20 protein-coding genes are annotated in these 24513 nt (G+C 66.2%); 14 read left to right on the top strand and 6 right to left on the bottom strand.

What is annotated here, in order from left to right; translation table 11 throughout:
• Position 1: 1 nt before the first annotated feature.
• From LRQ07_RS18220 to LRQ07_RS18170, 11 genes are all read left to right on the top strand, one after another.
• Complete coding sequence (locus LRQ07_RS18220; protein ID WP_256536513.1) at positions 2-1519, top strand: SCO6880 family protein; 1518 nt, start codon at positions 2-4, stop codon at positions 1517-1519.
• Positions 1519-3186, top strand: coding sequence for an ATP/GTP-binding protein (locus tag LRQ07_RS18215; protein ID WP_256536512.1), 1668 nt, complete (start codon positions 1519-1521; stop codon positions 3184-3186). The genes LRQ07_RS18220 and LRQ07_RS18215 overlap by 1 nt, the downstream gene beginning before the upstream one ends.
• Positions 3183-4994 carry a type IV secretory system conjugative DNA transfer family protein gene (locus tag LRQ07_RS18210; protein WP_256536511.1) on the top strand — a complete coding sequence of 604 codons (1812 nt, stop codon included), beginning with the start codon at positions 3183-3185 and terminating at the stop codon, positions 4992-4994. Before LRQ07_RS18215 ends, LRQ07_RS18210 begins: the two co-directional genes overlap by 4 nt.
• Positions 4991-5272 carry a DUF4913 domain-containing protein gene (locus LRQ07_RS18205; RefSeq protein ID WP_256536510.1) on the top strand — a complete coding sequence of 94 codons (282 nt, stop codon included), beginning with the start codon at positions 4991-4993 and terminating at the stop codon, positions 5270-5272. Before LRQ07_RS18210 ends, LRQ07_RS18205 begins: the two co-directional genes overlap by 4 nt.
• Positions 5181-5399, top strand: coding sequence for a DUF4913 domain-containing protein (locus LRQ07_RS18200; protein ID WP_256536509.1), 219 nt, complete (start codon positions 5181-5183; stop codon positions 5397-5399). The genes LRQ07_RS18205 and LRQ07_RS18200 overlap by 92 nt, the downstream gene beginning before the upstream one ends.
• Positions 5400-5662: 263 nt before the next feature.
• Positions 5663-6415, top strand: coding sequence for a hypothetical protein (locus LRQ07_RS18195; protein WP_256536508.1), 753 nt, complete (start codon positions 5663-5665; stop codon positions 6413-6415).
• A gap of 3 nt (positions 6416-6418) precedes the next feature.
• Entirely contained in the window at positions 6419-7591 is a 1173-nt protein-coding gene (locus tag LRQ07_RS18190) for an XRE family transcriptional regulator (protein ID WP_256536507.1), read from the top strand.
• A gap of 405 nt (positions 7592-7996) precedes the next feature.
• Positions 7997-9562 carry an IS21 family transposase gene (gene istA, locus LRQ07_RS18185; RefSeq protein ID WP_256536526.1) on the top strand — a complete coding sequence of 522 codons (1566 nt, stop codon included), beginning with the start codon at positions 7997-7999 and terminating at the stop codon, positions 9560-9562.
• Positions 9559-10305 carry an ATP-binding protein gene (locus LRQ07_RS18180; protein ID WP_256536506.1) on the top strand — a complete coding sequence of 249 codons (747 nt, stop codon included), beginning with the start codon at positions 9559-9561 and terminating at the stop codon, positions 10303-10305. The genes istA and LRQ07_RS18180 overlap by 4 nt, the downstream gene beginning before the upstream one ends.
• Positions 10306-11687: 1382 nt before the next feature.
• Positions 11688-11972 (top strand): hypothetical protein, encoded by a 285-nt coding sequence (locus LRQ07_RS18175; protein WP_256536505.1) that lies wholly within the window; start codon positions 11688-11690, stop codon positions 11970-11972.
• A gap of 90 nt (positions 11973-12062) precedes the next feature.
• On the top strand, positions 12063-13580 hold the full coding sequence (locus tag LRQ07_RS18170) for an IS1634 family transposase (protein ID WP_076689818.1): 1518 nt from the start codon (positions 12063-12065) through the stop codon (positions 13578-13580).
• Between the two features lie 192 nt (positions 13581-13772).
• Here LRQ07_RS18170 and LRQ07_RS18165 read toward each other — a convergent pair whose 3' ends face one another.
• The 6 genes from LRQ07_RS18165 to LRQ07_RS18140 all read right to left on the bottom strand — a co-directional run bounded on the left by LRQ07_RS18165 (position 13773) and on the right by LRQ07_RS18140 (position 19145).
• Complete coding sequence (locus LRQ07_RS18165) at positions 13773-13937, bottom strand: hypothetical protein (protein ID WP_256536504.1); 165 nt, start codon at positions 13935-13937, stop codon at positions 13773-13775.
• 277 nt (positions 13938-14214) lie between these two features.
• Positions 14215-15150, bottom strand: a complete 936-nt coding sequence (locus LRQ07_RS18160; protein WP_256536503.1) for a hypothetical protein — start codon at positions 15148-15150, stop codon at positions 14215-14217.
• Positions 15151-15152: 2 nt separating this feature from the next.
• Complete coding sequence (gene glpK / locus LRQ07_RS18155; RefSeq protein ID WP_256536502.1) at positions 15153-16664, bottom strand: glycerol kinase GlpK; 1512 nt, start codon at positions 16662-16664, stop codon at positions 15153-15155.
• Positions 16665-16897: 233 nt separating this feature from the next.
• Entirely contained in the window at positions 16898-17632 is a 735-nt protein-coding gene (locus tag LRQ07_RS18150) for a haloalcohol dehalogenase (RefSeq protein ID WP_256536501.1), read from the bottom strand.
• On the bottom strand, positions 17629-18795 hold the full coding sequence (locus LRQ07_RS18145; RefSeq protein ID WP_211223179.1) for an epoxide hydrolase family protein: 1167 nt from the start codon (positions 18793-18795) through the stop codon (positions 17629-17631). The genes LRQ07_RS18150 and LRQ07_RS18145 overlap by 4 nt, the downstream gene beginning before the upstream one ends.
• A complete protein-coding gene (locus LRQ07_RS18140; protein WP_028708018.1) occupies positions 18792-19145 on the bottom strand; it encodes a DsrE family protein in 354 nt (117 codons plus the stop codon). Before LRQ07_RS18140 ends, LRQ07_RS18145 begins: the two co-directional genes overlap by 4 nt.
• Before the next feature lie 710 nt (positions 19146-19855).
• Between LRQ07_RS18140 and LRQ07_RS18135 the strand changes: the two genes are divergently transcribed.
• From LRQ07_RS18135 to LRQ07_RS18125, 3 genes are all read left to right on the top strand, one after another.
• Entirely contained in the window at positions 19856-21373 is a 1518-nt protein-coding gene (locus LRQ07_RS18135) for an IS1634 family transposase (RefSeq protein ID WP_076689818.1), read from the top strand.
• Between the two features lie 186 nt (positions 21374-21559).
• A complete protein-coding gene (locus tag LRQ07_RS18130; protein WP_256535573.1) occupies positions 21560-22861 on the top strand; it encodes an ISL3 family transposase in 1302 nt (433 codons plus the stop codon).
• 280 nt (positions 22862-23141) lie between these two features.
• Positions 23142-23999, top strand: coding sequence for an HAD family hydrolase (locus LRQ07_RS18125; protein WP_256536500.1), 858 nt, complete (start codon positions 23142-23144; stop codon positions 23997-23999).
• Positions 24000-24513 lie beyond the last annotated feature (514 nt).

Raw genomic sequence — 24513 nt, 5'->3', positions numbered from 1 at the left:
CATGACGATCACGACAACCGAGACGAACGACAACGCGCCGCGCAGCTACGGCAACTGGACGAAACCCAAGACTGCCGGCCTGCTGGGCCTGAGCGCGCTCGGCACTGCGATCCTCTTCGTCGGCGCCGGATTCGCGGTGCTGGTCACGATGTTCTCGAACATCGTCAACGGCGTCATCACGGGCGTCATCTTCGGCTTGTTCCTGCTAACGGTGGCGGCCAAAGACAAGCACGGACAAAGCCTGCTGATGCGGGCCACAACAAGGGCGGGATGGATGTTCACCAAAGCGAAGGGCACCCACATCTACCGCTCCGGCCCGCTGGGCCGGGCGGAATGGGGAACGGTGCAGCTGCCGGGACTGGCGGCCGGCTCCCGCCTCACCGAGTGGCGGGACTCCTACAATCGCCCGTTCGCGCTGGTGCAGGTGCCGGCGACGTCGCACTACACGGTCGTCATCGGCACGGAGCCGGACGGCGCGGCACTCGTCGACCGGGAGCAGATCGACGCCTGGGTGGCCGAGTGGGGGATGTGGCTGGCCAGCCTGGGCGATGAGCCCGGCATCGAGGCCGTCTCCGTCACGATCGAGACAGCTCCCGACACCGGCACGCGGCTGCGCCGCGAGGTCACGAGCCGAATCGACGACAACGCTCCTGAGTTCGCAAAGCGCCTCCTGGGCGACCTGGTGGACCGCTACCCGGCGGGTTCCGCGACGATCAAGGCATACGTCGCGATCACCTTCCACGCCGCCGCCCGCTCCGGGGGGCGCAAGCGCACCCCGGAGGAGATGGGCCGCGAGCTGGCGTCTCGGCTCCCCGGCCTCACGCAGGGGCTCACCGCGACCGGTGCGGGTACGTCCCGCCCGCTGAGCGCACAAAAGCTGTGCGAGGTCATCCGCATCGCCTACGACCCGGCGGCCGCGCGGCTGATCGACGAGGCGAACGCCGCCGGCGAGCCGCCGGAGCTGTACTGGCCGGAAGTGGGTCCGACCGCGCATCAGGCCGGGTGGGACAGCTACCGGCACGACTCGGCTCTGTCGGTGACGTGGATGATGAGCGGCGCGCCTCGCGGAAACGTGCCCTCCAGCGTCCTATCGCGGCTGCTGGCACCGCACCGCGACGTCGCCCGCAAGCGGATCACGCTGCTGTACCGTCCGATCGACGCGGCGAAGGCGGCCGCGATCGTCGAGTCTGACGTGCGCGCGGCGAGCTTCAACCTCACGACGTCGAACAAGCCGACCGCCCGTAACATGACCGCGGCCCGGGCCGCTATGGCCACCGCGGCGGAGGAAGCCGGCGGCGCCGGCTTGGTGCAGTTCGGCATGCTCATCACCGCAACGGTGCTCGATGCCTCTCAGGAGGCCGACGCGAAAGCGGCGATCGACAACCTGTCCGCAACGGCGCGGCTGCGGCTGCGCCTCGTGCATGGCTCACAGGATTCCGCGTTCGCTGCGGCGCTCCCGCTGGGCCTGGTTCTGCCCAAGCATCTTCGGGTGCCCGGCGAAGTGAGGGAGCAGCTGTAATGCCCGCGATCGACGAGAGCCGGCGCCGCCGGTCACAGAAGCGCAAGCCGCGCGAACTGCCCACCGAGAAGGCCGCGCGCCCGGAGAAGGAGAAGAAGCCGGAGATTCGCCGGCCAGGCCCCCGCGGGTGGCTCGGCCGCGCCCGCGGTGAGGCCAGCGTGGTCCAGCCCGTCGACGAGTGGCGTGGCACCACCGTGCAGGTCTGCGGGCTGCATCCGTTCTCGGTCGGCACCGGCACGCCCATGATCGGCGTGCCGATGGGCCTCCAGCTGTTCACTGGCGCCACGGTGTGCGCCGACCCGATCAGCTGGTTCCAGGACGCCGACCTCATCTCCAACCCTTCGGTGTTCATCCTCGGTCTGCCCGGCTTGGGCAAGTCGACCTATACCCGCCGTACCGCGGCGGGTCTGGCCGGACTGGGCACGCTCCCGCTGGTACTGGGTGATCTGAAACCCGACTACGTGGATATGATCCGCGCGCTCGGCGGCCAGGTCATCACCCTCGGCCGCGGCCGCGGGCACCTGAACATCCTCGACCCCGGCGAGGCGTTTGAAGCCGCGGAGCGGCTGCGCCAGGCCGGGAAGGAGAAGGAGCGCGCCCAGGTCCTCGCGGACGCCCACGGCCGGCGCCACACGATGGTGTCGGCGCTGCTGACGATCCTCCGGAAGGAACCACCAACCGACCGGGAAGAGTCGATCATCGACCGTGCCCTGCGGGTGCTCGACGAGCACCACACGGGCGTCCCGGTGCTCGGGGATCTGCTGCGCGTGATCCAGGAGGCCCCTCAGGAGGTCCGCGACGTCGCCCTCGACCGCGGCGACGACACCCGCTACAAGGCGATCACGGAGAATCTGGAGGCGTCTCTGATCAGCCTTACGTCTGGCGGCCGCCTCGGTGAGACGTTCGCGCACGCCACCGATGTGCCGATGATGCGCGACCGCCCGGTCGTGTACGACGTGTCCTCGATCGACGATTCCGACACCGACATGCAGGCCGCGATCCTGCTGGCCTGCTGGTCGGCCGGGTTCGGCACGGTGAACGTCGCGAATGCGCTGGCCGATGCCGGCTTGGAGCCCCGCCGGCACTACTTCGTCATCCTCGACGAGCTGTGGCGGGCATTGCGTGCCGGGCGCGGCATGGTCGATCGGGTGGATGCCCTGACTCGCCTGAACCGTCAGCGGGGCGTGGGCCTGGCGATGATTTCGCACACGATGAGCGACCTGCTGGCTCTGCCCAGCGACGAGGACCGGATGAAGGCGCGCGGCTTCGTCGAACGCGCCGGCATGGTTGTGTGCGGCGGGCTCCCCGGCGCGGAGATGCACATGCTGACCAGCGCTGTGCCGCTCTCTCGCGCCGAGCAGGAACTTCTCACGTCCTGGCAGGACCCCGGCACCTGGGACTCGGGACCGGGCTCCGAACCACCGGGCCGCGGGAAGTTCCTCATCAAGGTCGGCGGCCACCCGGGCATCCCGATCAAGGTCGAGCTGGTCGAGGCCGAGCGCGCGATCAACGACACCAACAAGCTCTGGCATGCCACCACGGCGTTCCCCGACCCGGACGAGTCGAACCCGATGATCGGCCTCGACGATGCGGAGCATGCCGCGCACGAGTTCGCCGTCGGGTTCGACGGCGCGGCCGCCGTCGAACCCGACGAGGGCGCAGCGTGAGTGCCACGAACAAGCGTGGGCAGGGCATCGACGGGTCGACGATCGCCCTGCTGATCGCGGTCGTCTCCGCGTTCGTGATCCTCGGCAGCGTGTGGGGGGCCGTCGCGCTCGGCTCGCAGCTCGACGGGGTGAACGAGGGCAGCACGTCTGACCCGTTCGAGGTGTTCTTCGGCGTCATCCGCGGCACGGTCACCTGGCCGGCATCCGCCACCTGGATCCTCGTGGGGATCCTCGTCGTCATCACGGTCTTGGCCGTGCTGGTGGGCGTCTCGATCGCGCGAGCTCGCCGGCGTCGCAGCGTCGTCGACTCTGCCGCGATGCACATGGGCAAGGGCAAGCAGTTGCGCTCACTGTCGGCCACAGGCGCCCGCCAGACCGCGCAGCGGCTTGGCGTGCAGAACTGGGTCGGTGTGCTCGTCGGGATCACCGTGGCGGGCCGCCAGCGCATCCACGCTTCCCCGGAGGACATGCTGACGCTGATCGCCGGCCCTCGGGTCGGCAAGTCCACGGCCTACGTCATCCCGGCGATCGCGGATGCGCCGGGCGCGGTGCTCACTACGTCGAACAAGCGCGACGTGCTCGACGCGACGCGCGAGCTGCGCGCGTCGAAGGGCCGCGTGTGGGCGTTCGATCCTCAGAGCATCGCTCTGGAGTCGCCCACCTGGTGGTGGAATCCGTTGAGCTATGTCACGGACGACGTGAAGGCCGCGAAGCTGGCCGCGCATTTCGCGTCCGGCTCTCGCGCCGGCGACAGCCGTGGGGATGCCTACTTCGACAATGCCGGGCAGGATCTTCTCGCCGGCTTCTTGCTGGCAGCCGCGCTCGAGAACCTGCCGATCACCACGGCGTTCACCTGGACGACGACACCGGGCGATGACGAGCCGGTGCGCATCCTTCGCCGGCACGGGTACGACCAAATGGCCGACGCCGTGTCGGGGCAGGTCAACGGTGAGTCCCGTCGTCGTGACAGCGTGTACGGCACGGCCGCGCAAATGGCGTCGTGCTTGAAGGTCCGCGCGATCGCGCAGTGGGTCACCCCTCAGGGCGACGCATACGATCCGCGCCCCCAGTTCGACCCGCACGCCTTCGTGCGCAGCACGGACACGCTCTACAGCCTGTCCAAGGAGGGCCGCGGCACCGCCGGCCCGCTGGTGACCGCGCTCACCGCGGCGACGGTGGAGGCCGCGGAAGAGTACGCGACCACGCAGCCGGGCGGGCGTCTCCAGACGCCCATGCTCGGCGTCCTCGACGAGGCCGCGAACGTGTGCCGGTGGCACGACCTCCCCGACCTCTACAGCCACTACGGCTCCCGCGGCATCGTGCTCATGACCATCCTGCAGTCCTGGTCCCAGGGCGTGCAGGTGTGGGGCCGCGACGAGATGCGGAAGCTGTGGAGCGCCTCGAACGTCGCCGTCTACGGCGGCGGCGTGAAGGAACCGGAGTTCCTGAACGAGCTGTCACAGATGATCGGTGACTACGACCGCCGCACGACGTCGACGAGCGTCGGCCGCGGCTCCCGCTCGACCTCGCACGGCATCCAGCGTGAGCGCACCCTGGACATTGCCGACCTCGGCGCGTTGCCCCGCGGACGCGCGGTCGTGTTCGCCTCGGGAGCGCCGGCGACGCTCGTGGAGACGGTTCCGTGGATGAACGGCCCGCACGCGGCCGCGCTGCGCGCCTCGATCGCTGCGCACGATCCGTCTCACAGCACCGGGGCACCTTTACCGCCGATCCCGGCACCCGCGCCGGCCCCGGATGTCTCTGATGAGTGGATCAACGAGGCGCCGCGGACGGAGCCGGGCGCGTGAGTGACGTGCTTGACGATTTCCGGGAGGATGACGACCCGGACGACGTCGACGAGGCTCCCGACCTCGTGTACGGCTCCGTCGACGAGTTTGTGCGCGAGTACCTGCGGCACATGTACACCCGGCCTGTCGGCGGCGGTAACGCCCGCTATCGGTGGGCGGCGGAGTGGTGGAAGTCCCCCCGAAGCGGTGGCCCGCCTCGAGGGTCTGTGGCGCGCGTGGGAGCACTTGCGCCAGGACCCTGCGACCGGATCGAGCACCTGGTGGGCCGAGCACGCTGACCACCACATGGCGATCCTCCTCAGTCCTGACGGCCCTTTCGCGCGGTCGAAGGACACGTGCGAGCCGGGCGAGCCGTTGCCCTACACGGATCCGCCCGCGGGCTGGTTCCCCGACATGCGGGGGTAGTTTCGCGCAGTTCTCTACTTCCACCCAACAACCGGCCGATTGTGGGCCCCTCTGCTGTGGTGTCAAGGGTGCCCGGTCGGGCATCGCTTTGCGACGCTCCGCGCCCTCGACACCGCGACGTGCAGGGGCCGGATCATCAGCTACCGGATGGGGACTCGTCCGCTTTTCTGCCACTAATAAGTGCTCCGGACACGCCAATCTGATCGGATCGTGCACGAATCAGAAGTTTGCCGCTATGCTCGTGGTGTCGAATGGAGCACCCCGTGGCAGAGACCGAAGATCCCCGTAGTTGGATCGAGAACGAGTTCACTCCCGCGGACGCCGCATATCTGAGGCGCGAGCTGCCGCAGGCGCTGATGCGCGCGCAGCGGCAGGGCTCCAACGCGCACGACGGCTTCGACCCCGAAGGGACCGAGCTTTACGTGTACGGCATGGCGATGTCACGTGCCGACTACGACCAGATCCGCGCCACCCTCGAGGGATTGGAGTCGTTTTCCTTCGTGCGGCCGGAGAACGCCAAGCGGGATGTGCTCTTGATCAACGGAAAAGTGATTCTGCCGCTGCGGGTTGGCACCAAGATGCCTCGGCGCATCGACCAGGTGCGGCTGAAGCGCGTCTCGCCGTACCGTCAGGGGCTGCTGAGCGCGACCTCGATGGTGAAGTACGACAACGTCTTCGACATGTTCAAGGAGGACGAGGAAGGACAGGTCGACCACAACGTCGACGAGAGCGAGCTCGACTTCCTTAAGTCCGCCGCCGCGAAGAACTCGCTGATCACCGTGTACTACAGCAGCGCGCCGTCGGGATTGGGCTCGATGTTCTGGGCGCCGGCAGTGTTTGGTGAAAAGAACTACCTGCGATTCACCGATCCTCGCCGGCTCACGATCGACGACCCCACGACGACACCGTTGAGGAAGCCGAAGCCCGTCCCTCTCGATCCTGACGCGTTCGGTGCGGGCGAGCGGCCGCAGACCCCGGCGCGTCTGCGCAAGCCGGCCCAGCCTGCGGAGGGATAGGCGGTGCGTCGCGTAGACACGACGCCCGTCTCGGAGGAGATCCTGCAGCACGTCGCTCGGGCATTCGATCCGGCGCGCCTGGTGCAGGCTCGTCAACTTGCGAAAGTCACCAAGGCACAGTTGCAGGAGAGGGTGGGGGTAACCGCCACCGCGATCGGCCAGTACGAGCGCGGCGAGGTGCGCCCGCGCGCGGACACCGTGATGCAGCTAGCTAAGGCACTGGCAGTGCCAGCGGGGTTCTTCGCCTACGGGCGCCCCCGGGTGCCCCTTGAAATAGCCCAGGCGTCTTTTCGACGCTTGCGCGCGACAAGTGTGTTGCAGCAGCAGCAGGCCGTTGCATACGCCGAGCAGGTATGGGAGTTGAGCGCCTACCTCGAGGAGCACGTTGAGTTCCCGCAACTGGATCTCCCAGCGTGGTCGTTCACGGATGAGTCGGAATCGACGGTGCCGATCGATCCGCTGTCGGCCGCGCGTTCGCTGCGGGAGCACTGGAACCTTGGGGTCAAGCCGATCCAGCACTTGGTGGCGGAGATCGAGCGTCGTGGCATCCTCGTCGTGCTGTTCTCTCTAGGAGAGGAGGGCGAGGACCAGAAGCGGCACATCGACGCGTTCTCGACGTCGGCAACGCCGCGGCCGATGATCGTGCTCACGCCGGATAAGGCGGACGATGTGATGCGGCATCGGTTCTCGGCTGCCCATGAGCTTGGTCACATCGTGCTTCACCGGTGGCATCAGACGCGTGACGCCCATATGGAGCGGGAGGCCGATGCGTTCGCGGCGGAGTTTCTCACCCCACGTGACGAGCTTGCTCGCGAGCTCCCGCGCCGGTTCAACCTGTCGCGGCTGCAGGAGGTCGGCCAGCGTTGGGGGGTGTCGGTGAAGTCGTTGGTATTTCGATCTAAGGAGCTTGAGTTGATCTCGGAGGCGACCGCGCGACGGGCTTATCTGACGCTGGCCACCCTGACGCGCGACGGAGTAATGCGAGCGGAATCCATCGCCCGGTACCCGGGCGAAGTCCCCGACCTACTCAGGAACGCGGTGCTCCTAGTGGAGTCGGTGGGCATTACCGTCGCGGAGATCGCCAACTCCTTGCAGTGGTCGCCAGCGCACGTCCGGAAGCTCGCGGGAATCGAAGAGCCCAAACCCCGACTGGCGCTGGTCCCGCCCACGGACTGATCTGTCTCGACGGGGTCGATGCCAGCGGGCCAAACCGCGAGGGTGGCGTACAGCCCGGCTCCTCTGGCACGTGAGCGATGTCCCAACGCGACCCGGACAGACCGTCCATCGCGGATTCGACAGTCGGGGGCGTCTCATGAACCATCGCCGTGCGGGCCGGACGATGCCCAGACTCTCGCGTAGTCCTCTTCCACGAGCGGCCACACCTCGCGCACACCGTCCTCCACCGACGTCACCCGCTCAATGAGTATTAGCGTTTCTGAGCGCCACCGGTATTGCGGGTGAGCACCGCATGATCGTTGACGTGATCTCGTCTTTGAGCGCCATCGAATATTCGGCTTCAGCACCACTTGCCTAAGCTCCTTCTGCCGTGTGGCCAATCACGCGGCAGAAGGAGTAGTTCGGATGGTACGCAAGATCAAGGCGAAGCTGGTGCTCAGGCTTCGCGCGGACGGGTTCTCGGCGCGGCAGATCGAGGCGCAGGGCATGTCGCGGCACTCGGTTATCGCGGTCTTTGACGCCGCAGACCGGGCAGGTATCGACTATGCCGCTGTCGCCGATCTCGACGACGCGGAGGTGTATTCGCGTCTTTTCCCCGGGCGCGGTGAGCATGAGAGTGTCCATGCGCAGCCGGACTGGGATCGGGTGCACAAGGAGCTGGCGAAGGTCGGGGTGACACTCAAGCTGCTGCACGGTGAGTATCTCGATGCGTGCCGGGCGGAGCGGTCACCGGCGATGGGTTACGACCGGTTCTGCAAGACCTACGGGCGGCACGTCCTGATCTCCGGGGCGGCGTCTCGCGTCGGTCACAAGGCAGGCCAGTCGGTGGAGGTGGACTGGTCGGGCAAGACGATGCAGTTGATCGACCCCGTCACCGGCCAGGCGACGCGAGTGTTCTTGTTCGTCGGGTGTCTGCCGTTCTCGAGGTTCGCGTTCGTCGAACCGACTCTGGATATGAAGCAGGACACCTGGTTGCGCGCTCACGTGTCGATGTTCGACTGGTTCGCAGGCAGTGTCCCGCGGATCGTTCCCGACAATCTCAAGACCGGGGTACTCAAGCACCCCGCGGAGGGTGAGGTGGTGCTCAACGACGCGTATCGGGAGCTCGCCGCGCACTACTCCGCGGCGGTGCTGCCAGGGCGGGTGCGCAAGCCGAAGGACAAGGCGAGCGTCGAGAACACGGTCGGCAACATCGCCACCTGGGTGATCGCCTCTCTGCGCGAGCGGTCCTTCGCGAGCCTGCCGCAGTTGCGGGCTGCGATCTATGAACGCGTCGCCGCTTACAACGCGGAACCGTTCCAGAAGCGGCAGGGGTCGCGGCTGGGCGTGTTCGAAGCGGAGGAGAAACCGCTGCTGCGGCCATTGCCCGCCGTCCCGTTCGAGATCTCCCGATGGATCTATCGACGTCGTGTTCAGCGCAACGGACACGTGGTGTTCGAGCGGAACTTCTACTCCGTCCCCTACGACCACATCGGCCGGGCCGTCGACCTGCGCATCACCGACAGCACCGTCGAGGTATTCGCCGGTGACGAGCGACTGACCAGTCACCTGCTCGCGCCCGCGGGGATGGTGAACGAGTATCGCACGCACGACAGCGACCTGCCAGGCGGAGCCCGCTACCGACAATGGGACGCCGAGCGTGTCAGGGAGTGGGCGGGCCGGATCGGGGTGAACACGACGACGGTCGTGAACCGGATCTTCGAGTCCGTCGCGGTCGATGAGCAGGGCCTGGACGCCGCACTGGCGGTGCTGAGGTTGACGCGCCGCTACTCCGCCACCCGGGTCGAGGCCGCCGCCGAGATCGTGCTCTCATCACGAGTGCGTTCGCCGCGTTACGCGCATCTGCGACCCATCCTCGAGACGAATCAGGACCAGCTCGGCAGCCGTGACGCTTGGTCGACGCCGGGGACGACAATCGAGCCGGTGGGGTATGTCCGCGGCGCGGACTACTACGCGGGAGGTGCTCGATGAGCGTCCTCGACTCCGAGACCAAACGCAAACTCCGCGAGATGGGGGTCGGATCTCTGGTCGACGCGCTCGACGTTCAGGACGACACTCTGACGCTCGGGATGGTGTTCGAGGAGCGTGTGAAGCTCGCCGTCGACGACGCTCACGCCGCGTTCACGCACTCCAAGGTCGAGGGGCTGATCCGTCGGGCAGGGCTGCGCTACCCGAACGCGGACCTGCGCCGCCTGGACCTGCTCGAACAGCGCGGTCTGGACCGCGGTCTGATCGCACAGCTCGGCACCTGCCAGTTCATCACCCGGCAACAGAACGTCGTATTCCAAGGCTTCACCGGGTCGGGGAAGTCCTACCTCGGATCCGCGCTGGCAAAGCAGGCCTGCCAGCACCGCTACCGGGCGCACTACGTCCGCATGCCCGACCTCGAAGAATCCTGGGCTGCGGCACGCGACAAGCCCGGAGGGAAGGAGAAATGGCTGCGCAAGTACTCATCGTTCACACTCCTCGTGATCGACGAGTGGCTCCTCGACCCACCCGGCGATGACATCCGAAGCATGCTCCTCGAACTCCTCGAACGCCGCTACGACGCCGCCTCCACAGTGTTCTGCACCCAATACGCGAAGAAGGACTGGCACCAGCGTCTCGGCTCCGGAGTCCACGCCGACGCGATCATGGACCGCATCGTCCACAACACCATCTGGATCGAGACCGGCGAGGTGAACATGCGCGAACACACCGCCACGACGGCCTAAACAATCGTCGGTGAGCGCCACCAGACCCCGGTGGCGCTCACCGACAATACTCAGTGGTGCTCAACCGCAATATCACCCGGTGCTCAACCTCAATAATCAGCGGTGCTCAACCCTCCGAATACTCACTCAAAACCGAAGGCCCCACTCCTTGCCGCGAGTGGCCCGGATCAGTTTCACTTGCGACTTCTCCGAAGCACTCGCTTAGCTTCTGCGTTCTCTCCATGCTGATGCGGAAGCCGGTGAGTAGCGCCCGGAGGTGCTGCTGCTTCGCCGCAGCGTCCTCGTTCGCGATCCTGAGCCCTCCATCGTGGACCCACCCGCACGAAACATCGAATCAACTGACCTCTGACCTCGACGCGCGCCCGCACGGGCCGTCTGCGCGGCGCACTAGGCTTGGCGCGACTGGAAAGGGAGGGCGATGAGCCGAATTGTCGACAACGGCGAGGTCACGCTTTCCGAAGCGTTGAATGAAGTGCTCCCGCACTCGCCGTCGAACTCAAGAAAGCGATCGACGGACGGCCGCTGCGAAGCGTTGCGCAGGACGCCGGGCTCACGCATCCAGCTCTGCTCAAGATCCTGGGCGGTAAGGCCTACCCGAACGTCGACACAATCGTCCGGCTCGAACAATCGCTTCACGTTCGCCTCTGGCCGAATCGGTACTGAGTCCGGGCTCGAGTGTTCAGAGCGCCGACGCTGTCATTGGCGCCCTCCGCAAGCCCGACCCCGAGCGCCCTCGCTCCGTCGTCAAGGCGCCCAGCGCGGCAGTCCCTGATTCGCGCACCTCGGTGACGCTCGAGTCGGCGTCTCGCCGATGGCACGGTCCTGGCGCCCCGCTTCAGACCAGGAATCGATCTGCCGCGCGGGTTGCCAGTGATCGGTCATGCTGACGGCCATTCTGCCACTCGCCCCGAGTGAGGACCGTGCGCATCGACGTCGAAGGTCTGCCCCTCCCTGCAGGGCGGGGCACCACCGTGAACGCGGTCGAGCGGACTCCACCGGGCAAGGGCTCGAGCCTCCTGGAGGCGAGCGCAGTCCGATCCACGACGACACGCCAGTGAGACGCCCTGTGCGCGGCCGTAAAGACGTACGGACCGCTCCACGGCCGGTACCTGCTGCTGTTCAGCGCGCAGAACCAGGCGAACCTCAGCTCGACGCCAATTTTCTATCCCATCTCAGCCCTGCCGCGCCCATCGGGCGTCGAACACGTGACGGGCCATGCGGGCTCGCACTTCCTGGTGTTGGCCGACCCCGCCGGCGCGAGCTGCGCAGGTGGGGACCGTGACGACCGCGACCGAGCCCTGCTACCGCTTCGTGCTCGGTCGGGATGCCCTGACCGAGCCCGATGCGGCACGGCCACGGTCGCGGCGACGCTCGCCGAGGGTGTGGCGACAGCAGCGACCGCGACCACCGCCACGGAGGTCGCCGGCATCCGCGATGGGGTGCAGGCTGCGCTCCTCGGGTATGGCGCGATCGCCGACGGGTACGCCGACGCCGTGGACGCCGACGTGCTCGCGCTCTACGACGAGCTCGAGCTCACGGCACTCGAGCAGCTGCCCGAATGTGGCCCGGTGCTCGCCGGCCACCTGGACGACCTCACCAACGGCTTTCCGCTCCTCGAGGATCCGGCCGAGCACGCATCGGACCTGGATCGTGTCACCGTCGGGTGATTTCGCGGGTTGAGGACTGTTGAGGCTTGATTTTCCGGGGGTGTTGGTGCCTCGTGCGGGGCACTAACGGCGTCGATCTAGACTCGCTCGGTGGGGTGGTTCGTGCGGAAGGTGCGCACCGCGTCGGGTGCGACGGCGGTGCAGATCGCGTCGAAGACCCGTGGTGTGCGGACGATCGTGGAGCACCTCGGCTCCGCGCACGACGATGAGCAGCTCGCGGTGCTGGTCGCGATCGCGCGGGAGCGGATCGCGGAGCTGGCCGGGCATGTCCCGTTCGATCTGGACGGGCTGGGCGCGACGCCGCCGGCCACGACCGCGCCGACGGTGACCGGGTCGAGGTCCAGGTTGTTGTGGGATGTCCTCGAGGACGCCTACGCCCGTCTCGGGTTCGACGCGGTCGGCAACGACACATTCAAGAAGCTGGTCCTGGCCCGCGTCGTCGAGCCGACCAGCAAGGCGGACACGCTGCGGGTGTGGGACGAGCTCGGTGTCCCGGGTGCGCCGTCGCTGTCGACCGTGTGGCGGACCCTCGCCCGCAGCGTTGAGCAGGACTGGCGGTCGAAGATCGCCGCCGCAGCCTACGCGCATGCGACCCGATCTGGCCCGCTCACCGTCGTGCTCTACGACGTCACCACCCTCTACTTCGAGGCGGAGCGTGAAGACAAGCTCCGCAAGGTCGGGATGAGCAAAGAGCGCCGCGTCGACCCGCAGATCCTCGTCGGCCTCCTCGTGGACCAGGGCGGGTTCCCCCTCGAAGTCCACGAGTTCGCGGGCAACAGGGGCGAGACCCTCACCCTGCTGCCCGTCCTCGACCAGTTCCGCGAACGTCACTCCGCGACCGAGGTCGTGGTCGTCGCGGACGCCGGCATGCTGTCCGCAGCGAACCTGAACCGGCTGGAGGACGCCGGGTTCGGGTTCATCGTCGGCTCCCGCACCTCCTCCGCGCCATACGATCTCGCCGAGCACTACGCGACCGTCGGGAACATCGTCACCGATGGGGAGACGGTCGAGACCACCCGAACCATGGGTGCGGGTGTGAACGCGCGGGAGCGGCGAGTGGTGTGGCAGTACTCCCACAAGCGGAAGATCCGCGACAACATCACGTTGAACAAGCAGATCGAACGCGCCGAGCAGATCGCTGCCGGCACCCGCCCGGCGAAGAAGGACCGGTTCGTCACCCTCGGCACCAAGCCCGGCGTGAACTGGGCAAGAGTCGAGAAGGCCCGCGAATACATCGGCCTCAAGGGGTACGTCACCAACCTCAGCACCGCGACGGCTTCCGCTGCAGAGATCGTGGCGGCCTACCATGACCTGTTCCAGGTCGAGGCGACGTTCCGGATGGCGAAGACCGACCTGCGGGCGAGACCGATGTTCGCGTCGACCGCGGACTCGATCCACGCGCACCTCACCGTCGTGTTCTGCGCTCTCGCGATCAGCCGGCACCTCTACAAGACCACCGGCGTGACGGTCCGCCGTATCGTCCGCGCGCTGCGCCCGCTGCGTGACGTCACGATCACCATCGACGGACACGAACTCACCGCGACCACCCCGCCAACGGGGGAAGCCGCCGACATCATCGCCGCACTCCGGCCGGGCGTGGGGCACTAATCTGACACGATCCAGGTCGGACGTCGTGATCGCCTTCCTCGACGACGCCGAGGCCGCACTGCAGACTGCGCAAGCCGTGCCCGCGCCGCCGGCCGGGGTCGACGCGGCGATCGCCGCGATCGTGCCCGGCGCGATCGCCTTCCGGGTCGCGGTCGACACGTCGCTCTACGACGACGCGGCGGCGCGGGTCGCCTACGACTGCCCGGCAGAGCCGGTCGCCCCGGTCGCCCCGGCCACGGAGACCATCACCCGGCTTCCCGACGCGGGCCCGGCGCCACCGCGCCGCTCGCGATCGGCGCCGCAGCGCTCCTGCTCATCGGCGCCGCGCTGTCGTCGGCCGCCCGGCGGCGCACCCACGTCACCCGCGTCCGCTGACACCCCGGCCGACGCACCTCAACGACGAGGGCCGCGCTCGACCCGAGCTCGGCCGCAAACAGCAAACCGCCCGTATCCGGGTGGATCGGGCACCGCCGCCATCGGCGCTGGCGTCCTGAAGGCCCGCAGCGACCTCGTGCAAGAAGAACGAAGGGGAAGCATCGCACCGAAATCTCTGGCGACGCTCCCCCTTCTCGCTCTCCGACAGAGGCTGTGGAACCTCCGAACGTCGTGGAGTCGGTTGGAATCCTGGCAGCCTTTAGGCGAGCAACGATGCGCTCAAGAGTACTACCAGTGTCATCGGCCAGATGGCGCTGGCTGGAGGGTCGATGTGGGTATCTCCGCGGATGAGCCAGAACCGAGAGAACAGCTCTCCGACCAGCCCCGTTAGTGCTCCGGCAACGGCGCCGATTAGGACGACGACGACGTCTCCTCCACCCACCTTTCCTGCGAACGCGCCGACGGCGACCGCGCTCACAAGGGTGATGTGATGGGTGGCCGGGACGCCGATGCCAAATGTCAGGAACAGAAGGGACACCCCGGAAATGCCGAATCCCAGGAGAATAACGCCCCCCGCCTCGGGATAAGCGGCGAGCAACGTGACCGAGGACCAGGCAGACAGTCCACCCACGAACAGTCCGAGCAGCAGTGCCATGAAGGGTGACTGCTGATACGCCAACCATACGTGTTGGGCATTCGGGGTGAATCGCTTCCATCCAGTTGTGCCGTCGACGTGCTTGCCGATGATTCCGCTGCGTCCGAAAGCCAGCCTCGCCACCAGTGCAGAGACGACCACCGTCAGGGCTACAGTGTCGGTGTTTGCTCCGAAGCCGGGAATCAACCCAATCAGTTGCTGCACGACGTAGCCGAAGATTCCGAAGGCCGCGCCGACGAGCAGGACGCTCGGCTTGGCGAGGCTGATCAGCGGTGTAACGATGTCACGTCCAGTGGCGAGGAACCCACGTCGATACGCATACGCGGCGGCACCCACCCCTGCGGCGAACGATATGTGGGGGCCGAAGAACGAGCCGAAGGCGATGTTGTTCAGGAAAGCAGCATCACCAGATCCGATGAGCGCGACAACGCCCCCGATAACCGCAAATCCGGTGAACACAAATGCGATCAGCGCTCCGAATGTCGCGCCAAGGAAGCCGCCCGCGGCGGCTCCGAAGATGCCAAGGAGGTCGATACTCATGTCTAGGCCACGTCCTCGTCTGCCCAGTCGAAGGTCTTCGTGACGGCCTTCTTCCACAGCCGGTATGTGCGGTCACGCTCGTCCTGCGTGATCTCTGGCACCCAGCGACGATCTTCCTGCCAGTTCGCTCGAAGCTCGTCGAGGTCGCTCCAGTAGCCCACGGCCAGACCGGCGACGTACGCCGCGCCCAGTGCGGTTGTCTCAGCCACAACGGGGCGTACGACTGGCACGCCGAGAACGTTGGCTTGGATCTGCCCGAGAAGGTCATTCGTGATAGCGCCGCCATCGACCTTCAGCTCCGTGAGGGCCACGCCGGAATCGGCGTTCACTGCGTCGAAGACCTCGGCGCTCTGGAACGCGATCGATTCCAGGACTGCGCGCGCGATGTGCGCCTTGTTCACGTAGCGCGTCATGCCGACGAGCGCACCTCGCGCCTCCGACCGCCAATACGGGGCGAGCAGCCCGGAGAAGGCCGGCACGAAATATGCGCCTCCGTTATCCTCGACGCTGCGAGCAAGCGCTTCGATCTCGGCCGCGGTGGCGATGATTCCGAGATTGTCACGCAGCCACTGAACAAGCGAGCCTGTGACTGCAATCTGGCCTTCGAGTGCATACTGCGCCGGCTGGTCGCCGAGCTTGTAGGCGAGGGTGGAGATCAAGCCGTTAGTCGACTGGACGAGCTTGTCACCGGTATTGAAAAGGAGAAAATTGCCCGTTCCGTAGGTGTTCTTCGCCTCGCCCGGATCGAACGCGGCCTGACCGAACGTCGCGGCCTGCTGGTCGCCGAGGATGCCAGCGATGGGGACCTCTCGCAGAAGACTCTGCTCACTGGCCACTCCGTAGATCTCGCTCGACGAGCGAATCTCAGGAAGCATTGAACGGGGGACCCCGAAATCGGCCAGGATCTCGTCATCCCATTCGAGGGTCTCCAGATCCATGAACAGCGTCAGGGATGCATTCGTGACGTCGGTTGCGTGCACTCCGCCATCCACGCCGCCCGTAAGGTTCCAGAGGACCCAGGTATCGATCGTACCGAAAATGAGGTCGCCGGCTTCGGCTCGTGCGCGAGCTCCCTCGACGTTGTCGAGGATCCAGACGATTTTCGTACCGGGAAAATATGGCGCGAGCGGAAGCCCCGTCTTTGCTCGGTACCGCTCGTAGTCGCCGTCGGCCAGCCTGTCGACGATCGGCTGAGTACGGGTGTCCTGCCACACGATCGCGTTGTAGACCGGCTCGCCGGTGTTCTTGTCCCAGACGAGCGTCGTTTCGCGCTGATTGGTGATGCCGAGCGCCCGGATGTTGTGTCGCGTGATGTCAGCCTTGGCGAGGGCCTGACCGATTACTTCGCGGGTGTGGAGCCAGATCTCTTTCGGGTCGTGCTCAACCCATCCCGGTTGCGGAAAGATCTGCTCGTGTTCGAGCTGACCCGTGGAGATGATGTTGCCGCCACGGTCGAAAATGATCGCCCGTGTGGAGGTGGTGCCCTGGTCGATCGCCATGATGTAGTCGCTCACTGGTACTCCTTTGTATCCAAAATGAATTGCAGGTTGTGGTTGGAACCGCTGCGCCTGGTTCGGGCGCAGCACAACACAGACAGCGGGGTGAGTGCCGTCTGTGCGCACTGGGAGGACGAACCGCGTCCACAGTTCTTCCTGTTGCGGCGCCGGCGCCGCTGAGCCGCGGTCGCCGGCGCGTTGGGAGGACGAACCGTGTCAGACAGTTCTTCCTGTTGCCGTACCGGCGCGGGTTAGGGCAGATAGCCACCGGTGAAAGCGAAGAACTGCCCCACGATGGGCGCTGCACGACGCGAAGCGAGGAAGGTGATCAGCGCACCCATCTCGTCCGGACGGCCGAGGCGACCGAGCGGCACGTCCCGCTCGACACGCTCCCGGAGCTCGGGGTTGTTCTCCCAATCCGACGTCGGGAAGTACGTCGGGTTGTTGAAGAAGTTCGGACCGATCGCGTAGAGCAAGATTCCGTCACGGGACAGCGTCTTCGCTGCCGATTCGACAAGCGCGACGGTAGCGGCGCGCGCGGGCCCATAGAGAGGGTTGTAGGCGAGCGGCTTCTTGCCAACTGAGGACGTGATGAAGATAACGGAGGCGCCGCCTGCAGCCCGTAGCGGCGCGATGGCCGACTGCAGGAGCAGGATCGGGAAGATGCTGAGCGCCTCGAACATCTGTCGGATGTCGGCCTCGCTCGTTCCCTCGATCGGGAGCCGATTCATCGGGCGCGGAATGTAATCGTTCGAGACGATCGTGTCGATCGCTTCCCCGTGCTGCAGCGTGGCGTCGACCAGACGCTCGGGCTTCTGCTCGGCGAGCGCGATGGTGCCCGGGTTCTCCGACTCGAAACGCTGTCGTTCAGCTGCATCAGCGAAGCTCGCGTCGTGGCAAACCACGGTATAGCCATCCCGCGTAAGCGCCTCGACGGCGGCGGGGCCTGCGAAATGCCGTGCATGAGTCACGAGGGCGATCTTCATTGTTCATTTCCTCTCAATTGGTTCTGGAATTCACGGAGGTCGGCGACCAAGAGGTCGGGCACCTCCAACGCGGCGAAGTGTCCGCCGCGAGGCATATCTGTGAAGCGCTCGAGCCGAAACATCCGCTCCAACCACTCGGCCGGCGGTCGTCGAATTTCGGCGGGGAATCGAGCGTACGCAGTGGGCACGTCGATGATCTCGCCCGGAGGAAAAGTCCACCCTTCCCGCGCTCGTTCGGCGTACAGCCGGGATGAGGATCCAATGGACTGGGTCACCCAATAGATCATCACTTGCGTCAACAGTTCGTCCGACGAGAACGAGCTTTCAACATCACCGTTGCAGTCCGACCAGCTGCGGTACTTCTCCACCAGCCACGCCGCGAGCCCCGCGGGCGAATCGTTGAGTGCGACTGCGAGGCTCTGGGGCTTCGTCGACTGCAGACTGTTATACGCACCCTCGCGCGCGCTCCATTCCTGGTTCGCACTGAGGTACTGCTGCTCGGCTGCGCTGAGCGGGGCAGCATCGATCATGCTGGGCTGTACCGAGCTGTAGTTAAGGTGCAGGCCGGTCACGAGGTCGGGGTGCGCGTGCGCGAGTCGGGTGAGGACGGTAGAACCCCAGTCGCCGCCCTGCCCAACGAATTCGGAATAACCGAGAACGTCCGTCATGAGCTCGGCGAGTATCTCCGCCATGGTGCCCGGATTCATACCAGGACGTCCGATATCTGACGAAAATCCAAAGCCTGGGAGGCTCGGCGCGACCACGGAGAAGGAGTTTTCCGGATCGCCGCCGTGTGCCGCCGGATCGGTCAACGGGCCGATGATCTTGGAAACCTCCGAGAAGGATCCTGGCCAACCGTGCACGAACAGGAGCGGCGTCGGAGCCGGTCCCTTTCCAGGGACGTGGACAAAGTGGAGGTCGACGTCCTGGATCCGCGCGCGATACTGCGGGAGTTCGTTCAGACGCCGCTCGGCTTCACGCCAATTGAAATCGGTGCGCCAGTAGTCGACCAGACTCTGGAGATACCCGACATCGGTGCCGTAGGACCATCCAGCACCTTCTATCGACGCGGGAAATCGAGTGTTGGCGAGCCGCTTGTGGAGGTCGTCAAGTACCTCGTCTGGCACGGCGATCTCGAACGGCGTGGGACTCACCGCGGTCACCAGTAGAGCGGACGACGGTCAGACATGAGGCCGTGGAAAATCTGCCGGTTGGCGACCTGGATACCGGGGTAATAGTCGTCGGTCGACAGCTCGCAAGCACGAGAGCAGAACCCGCATGCATAGATGGACACGCCGGCAGCGAGTAGTGCGTCCAAGCTTTCCCGAATATCGGGCGCGCCCTCGACTGCGTCCTTCTTGATCAGTTCCAGCGCGTCATACATCACGTACAGCGCGATGTCGGCGCCCAGATCCTCTGTCCAGCTCCGAGCGATGCTGAATGGCATCGGGTCGAAGCGGTCGTTCTTGTGCTGGAGCACGAAGACCAGCGAATCGCTGTTTTCGTTCATCATTCCTCATTCCTCCTACAGGTCGAGCTGGGAACAGCTTTGCGTGCACACGCGTCGTTGCGCAACGACTCTGCACATATGTGCGCATCTATAGAGATTGGCTTCGAGATCGAGCCGTTATCTGTGAGTTTCTCAGCGAGCCGGGGCGCAGTGCGCCCGGTCGGGCGGGTCAAGACCAGCCGGTCCCAACCGCCACACGGGCACCCGCCCCGGGGCGCCGGGAGTTCACCGCGACCGGCCGAATCGGCTCTGGTCACCGATCTGCCCTTCCTGCCAACGTGGGCAGGCGGGACGTTCGTGTGCGTCATCGTCGACGCATTCTGCGCTTGATCGTGGGCCGACGGGTGGCGTCGTATATGGGCACCGAGGTGGTCCTTGACGCGCTCGAGGCGGCCCGAGGGCTCGGGGCGTCACCGCGCCACCTGCGATGTCCGATGCGGGCAGCAATTCTCGTCGATCCGGCACGGTGAGCGGCTCAGCGACATGCAGATCAGCCCGGTCGATCGAGACCGTCCAGAGCGTGCGACGTCGCCCGAGACAGAAGGGGCACCGCAAAGCCGAGCTCGTCAAGGGAACATTGACCTGATCCGCCCTCCGACCTGGATCGTGTCACCGTCGGGTGATTTCGCGGGTTGAGGACTGTTGAGGCTTGATTTTCCGGGGGTGTTGGTGCCTCGTGCGGGGCACTAACGGCGTCGATCTAGACTCGCTCGGTGGGGTGGTTCGTGCGGAAGGTGCGCACCGCGTCGGGTGCGACGGCGGTGCAGATCGCGTCGAAGACCCGTGGTGTGCGGACGATCGTGGAGCACCTCGGCTCCGCGCACGACGATGAGCAGCTCGCGGTGCTGGTCGCGATCGCGCGGGAGCGGATCGCGGAGCTGGCCGGGCATGTCCCGTTCGATCTGGACGGGCTGGGCGCGACGCCGCCGGCCACGACCGCGCCGACGGTGACCGGGTCGAGGTCCAGGTTGTTGTGGGATGTCCTCGAGGACGCCTACGCCCGTCTCGGGTTCGACGCGGTCGGCAACGACACATTCAAGAAGCTGGTCCTGGCCCGCGTCGTCGAGCCGACCAGCAAGGCGGACACGCTGCGGGTGTGGGACGAGCTCGGTGTCCCGGGTGCGCCGTCGCTGTCGACCGTGTGGCGGACCCTCGCCCGCAGCGTTGAGCAGGACTGGCGGTCGAAGATCGCCGCCGCAGCCTACGCGCATGCGACCCGATCTGGCCCGCTCACCGTCGTGCTCTACGACGTCACCACCCTCTACTTCGAGGCGGAGCGTGAAGACAAGCTCCGCAAGGTCGGGATGAGCAAAGAGCGCCGCGTCGACCCGCAGATCCTCGTCGGCCTCCTCGTGGACCAGGGCGGGTTCCCCCTCGAAGTCCACGAGTTCGCGGGCAACAGGGGCGAGACCCTCACCCTGCTGCCCGTCCTCGACCAGTTCCGCGAACGTCACTCCGCGACCGAGGTCGTGGTCGTCGCGGACGCCGGCATGCTGTCCGCAGCGAACCTGAACCGGCTGGAGGACGCCGGGTTCGGGTTCATCGTCGGCTCCCGCACCTCCTCCGCGCCATACGATCTCGCCGAGCACTACGCGACCGTCGGGAACATCGTCACCGATGGGGAGACGGTCGAGACCACCCGAACCATGGGTGCGGGTGTGAACGCGCGGGAGCGGCGAGTGGTGTGGCAGTACTCCCACAAGCGGAAGATCCGCGACAACATCACGTTGAACAAGCAGATCGAACGCGCCGAGCAGATCGCTGCCGGCACCCGCCCGGCGAAGAAGGACCGGTTCGTCACCCTCGGCACCAAGCCCGGCGTGAACTGGGCAAGAGTCGAGAAGGCCCGCGAATACATCGGCCTCAAGGGGTACGTCACCAACCTCAGCACCGCGACGGCTTCCGCTGCAGAGATCGTGGCGGCCTACCATGACCTGTTCCAGGTCGAGGCGACGTTCCGGATGGCGAAGACCGACCTGCGGGCGAGACCGATGTTCGCGTCGACCGCGGACTCGATCCACGCGCACCTCACCGTCGTGTTCTGCGCTCTCGCGATCAGCCGGCACCTCTACAAGACCACCGGCGTGACGGTCCGCCGTATCGTCCGCGCGCTGCGCCCGCTGCGTGACGTCACGATCACCATCGACGGACACGAACTCACCGCGACCACCCCGCCAACGGGGGAAGCCGCCGACATCATCGCCGCACTCCGGCCGGGCGTGGGGCACTAATCTGACACGATCCAGGTCCGACGAACGACCGACGACCGACGACCGACGACCGACGACGTTGAACTTCCTATGATGGCTCTTCGCAGTTGAGGGTGTAGTCGAGGGTCGGCGGCTGGTTCGCGGATAGACGTCGAGGTCTTCCAGGATGGAAGTTCTCACACTGCCCATCTGCCGGAAGACCTCGACTTGCACCACCCTACGTTCGCGACCCCTGACCTCACCACGTTCTGCCGTCTCGATGAGCTCGGCCTCGAAGCCATCGGCCAGTTGATCGAGCCCGACCGGGCGGTACTCGAGTGCCGCGTCGTTGACGATGACCCGTGGTGTCGGAAGTGTGGCGCCGAGGGCGTGCCGCGCGACACCGTGACGCGTCCGCTCGCGCACGAGCCGTTCGGTCACCGGCCCACGACGCTGCTGGTGCGGGTGCGCCGCTACCGGTGCGGCCACTGCCGCCGCACCTGGCGGCAGGACACGACGAACGCGGCGGCGCCGCGGGCGAAGATCTCCCGCGGCGGGGTCGGGTGGGCGCTGAAGGCGATCGTGGTCGACCACCTCACCGTCTCCCGCGCCGCGGCAGGCCTGGGGGTGTCGTGGCACACCGCGAACACCGCGATCCTCGCCGAGGGCAAGCGGCGGCTGATCGACGATCCGGCCAGGTTTGACGGCGTCACCACGATCGGCGTCGACGAGCACGTCTGGCGTCACACCCGGTTCGGTGACAAGTACGTGACCGTGATCATCGACCTCACGCCCGCCCGCAACAAGACAGGTCCCGCACGGCTGCTGGACATGGTCGAGGGTCGGTCGAAGGCGGTGTTCAAGCAGTGGCTCGCCGCCCGGCCCAAGGAGTGGTCGAAGCAGATCGAAGTGGTCGCGATGGATGGGTTCAGTGGGTTCAAGACCGCCGCGTCCGAGGAACTCCCCGACGCGGTCCCGGTGATGGATCCGTTCCATGTCGTCCGGCTCGCCGGTGACGCCCTGGACCGGACCCGGCAGAGGGTTCAGCAGGACACTCTCGGGCACCGCGGTCACGCCGGCGACCCGCTCTACGGGGTCCGCCGCACCCTCCACACCGGCGTGAGCTTCCTCACCGAGAAGCAGACTGCACGGCTGGACGCGGTGTTCGCGGTCGAGGAGCACGTCGAGGTCGAAGCGACCTGGGGCATCTACCAGCGCATCGTCGCCGCCTACCGCGAACCCGACAAGAAGAAGGCGAAGGAGATGATGCGGTCGGTGATCGATTCCGTCAGCAGTGGCGTCCCCGCGATGCTGGCCGAGATTCGCCGGCTCGGTCGGACGTTGAAGCAGCGCGCCGCGGACGTCCTCGCGTTCTTCGACCTGGCCGGCACGAGCAACGGTCCGACAGAGGCGATCAACGGCCGACTCGAGCATCTCCGCGGCTCCGCGCTCGGCTTCCGCAACCTCGCGAACTACACAGCCAGGAGCCTGCTCGAGGCCGGAGGTTTCAGACCCTCGCTACACCCTTGATTCCGAAGAGCCCCTATGATTGGCTGGGTACGCTGGCACACGCCGAGTCGCTTCACGGATACGTCGGTGACGATCCGGCAATCGAGATTGAAACGCGTTCTCATGGTCAAATTGCGTTTCGGCAGTGCTTGCATCAGCTCTGCACATATATGCGTTTTATGTATACGTCATACGGGCGGCCACAACAGCAGCAGCACATGTGCCTAACAATCGATGTCAGCAGATGATTTGAATGCTGCGCGCGGGAGAATTGCGCTCCGGCCAGACCGACAGGAAATCCATGCATCTTCGATCCCATGCCACGAAGGCAGTTGTGCTAGACATTGACGGAACGCTCGCGCGAGAGGATCACGCGGTCTCCGACGCTGGCTATCGAGCGCTTGCAGCGCTCGAGTCCGCCGGACTGCGGACGATTCTTCTCACTGGTCGCTCGGAGAGTGCGGCACTCACGGTAGCGACACGGGGCGGCCTGACGTCACCGGTGATCTCATGTTCCGGCGCAGTGGTGACTGACCCTGTGACCGGTAGTCGCCTCGATGTGCGCACGATCCGGGAGTCCGATGTACTCGAAACGCTCGCGTTCGCGGAAGCCAACGATCTTCAACCCTTTCTCTTTTATGCGGACTCCCAGTGGAGCGATCGCGAAAGCTCCGCGACACGGACAGTTTCCGCGATCAACGGCGACCCCGTCGAAGTGAGCAGGCACCCAAAGTCGTTATCCGGGATCGTCAAGATCATGCTCTCAGCCGAGGCGTTCCGACTTGATGCGCTCAGCGCTGAGCTGGCAGGCACCACGCCCCAGCTTCACCGGACGCTCCCGGAGCTCGTCGAGTCGAGCGCGCCCGGCGCTGACAAGTGGGACACCCTCGCCCGCGTCCTCGACCAGATCGGCGTGAGGCCTTCGGAGGCCTTGGGGTTTGGTGATGCTGACGCGGATGCTGAATGGATGTCACACATCGGCTTCGCGATCGCCGTTGAGAATGCTAGTCAGCGAGTCCTCGATTCCGCAGCGCTGGTGGTCGGTCATCACCGGGACGACGCGGTGGCTCGGTTTCTGCTCCGCTGGTTGAGCGAGCGCGCGGCCACAACCAGCCACGCGATCACGAGTCGTGCAGAGAGCACGCCAGCCAGCCGGTAAGGATCGGCACATGCGCCCCCGCCCGTGGCGCGGGAGACGACGCCACGGCTGGGGCGCCTACCGTCGGGGATGACATCCGCATCGCTACGTCACGAGGACCACGCGCCGGGACAGAAGCCGGCAGAGCCATGCGAATCGCATTTGGCTTCGCTCGCGACTCGGGAAGAACGCCGCTGAGTGGCGCCACCGGCTGATGCCCCGAGGAGGTCTAGCGTCCAAAGCCCGTGGTCATGCGGCTTCTTCGCAGGTGCCGCCAGCTCACCCTGACCGGTTTCTGCGCCGACTTCGTCGTCGAGCACCGACAGGAAGTCCGCGTATGGAACGGGAGACGTATCCAGGGACTCCCCCGGACGAGTACACCACCAGGATGGTTCGTCGTGGCGGAGCAGCGCGGCAGCCAGCATCGGAGTCGCGCCAACGGCGACGGGTCTGCATCGCGGACTACAGTGCAGTCAGACCCGTCCGGCGACTACCGGTGCGTGCGTAGGTTGGAGCCGGTCTCACAGCTAGCCGT

Origin of the sequence: Microbacterium sp. J1-1, from assembly GCF_024498615.1 — a bacterium.
In the GTDB taxonomy this organism is placed as follows: domain Bacteria; phylum Actinomycetota; class Actinomycetes; order Actinomycetales; family Microbacteriaceae; genus Microbacterium; species Microbacterium aurugineum.
This window is presented reverse-complemented; position numbering and strand designations above follow the sequence as displayed.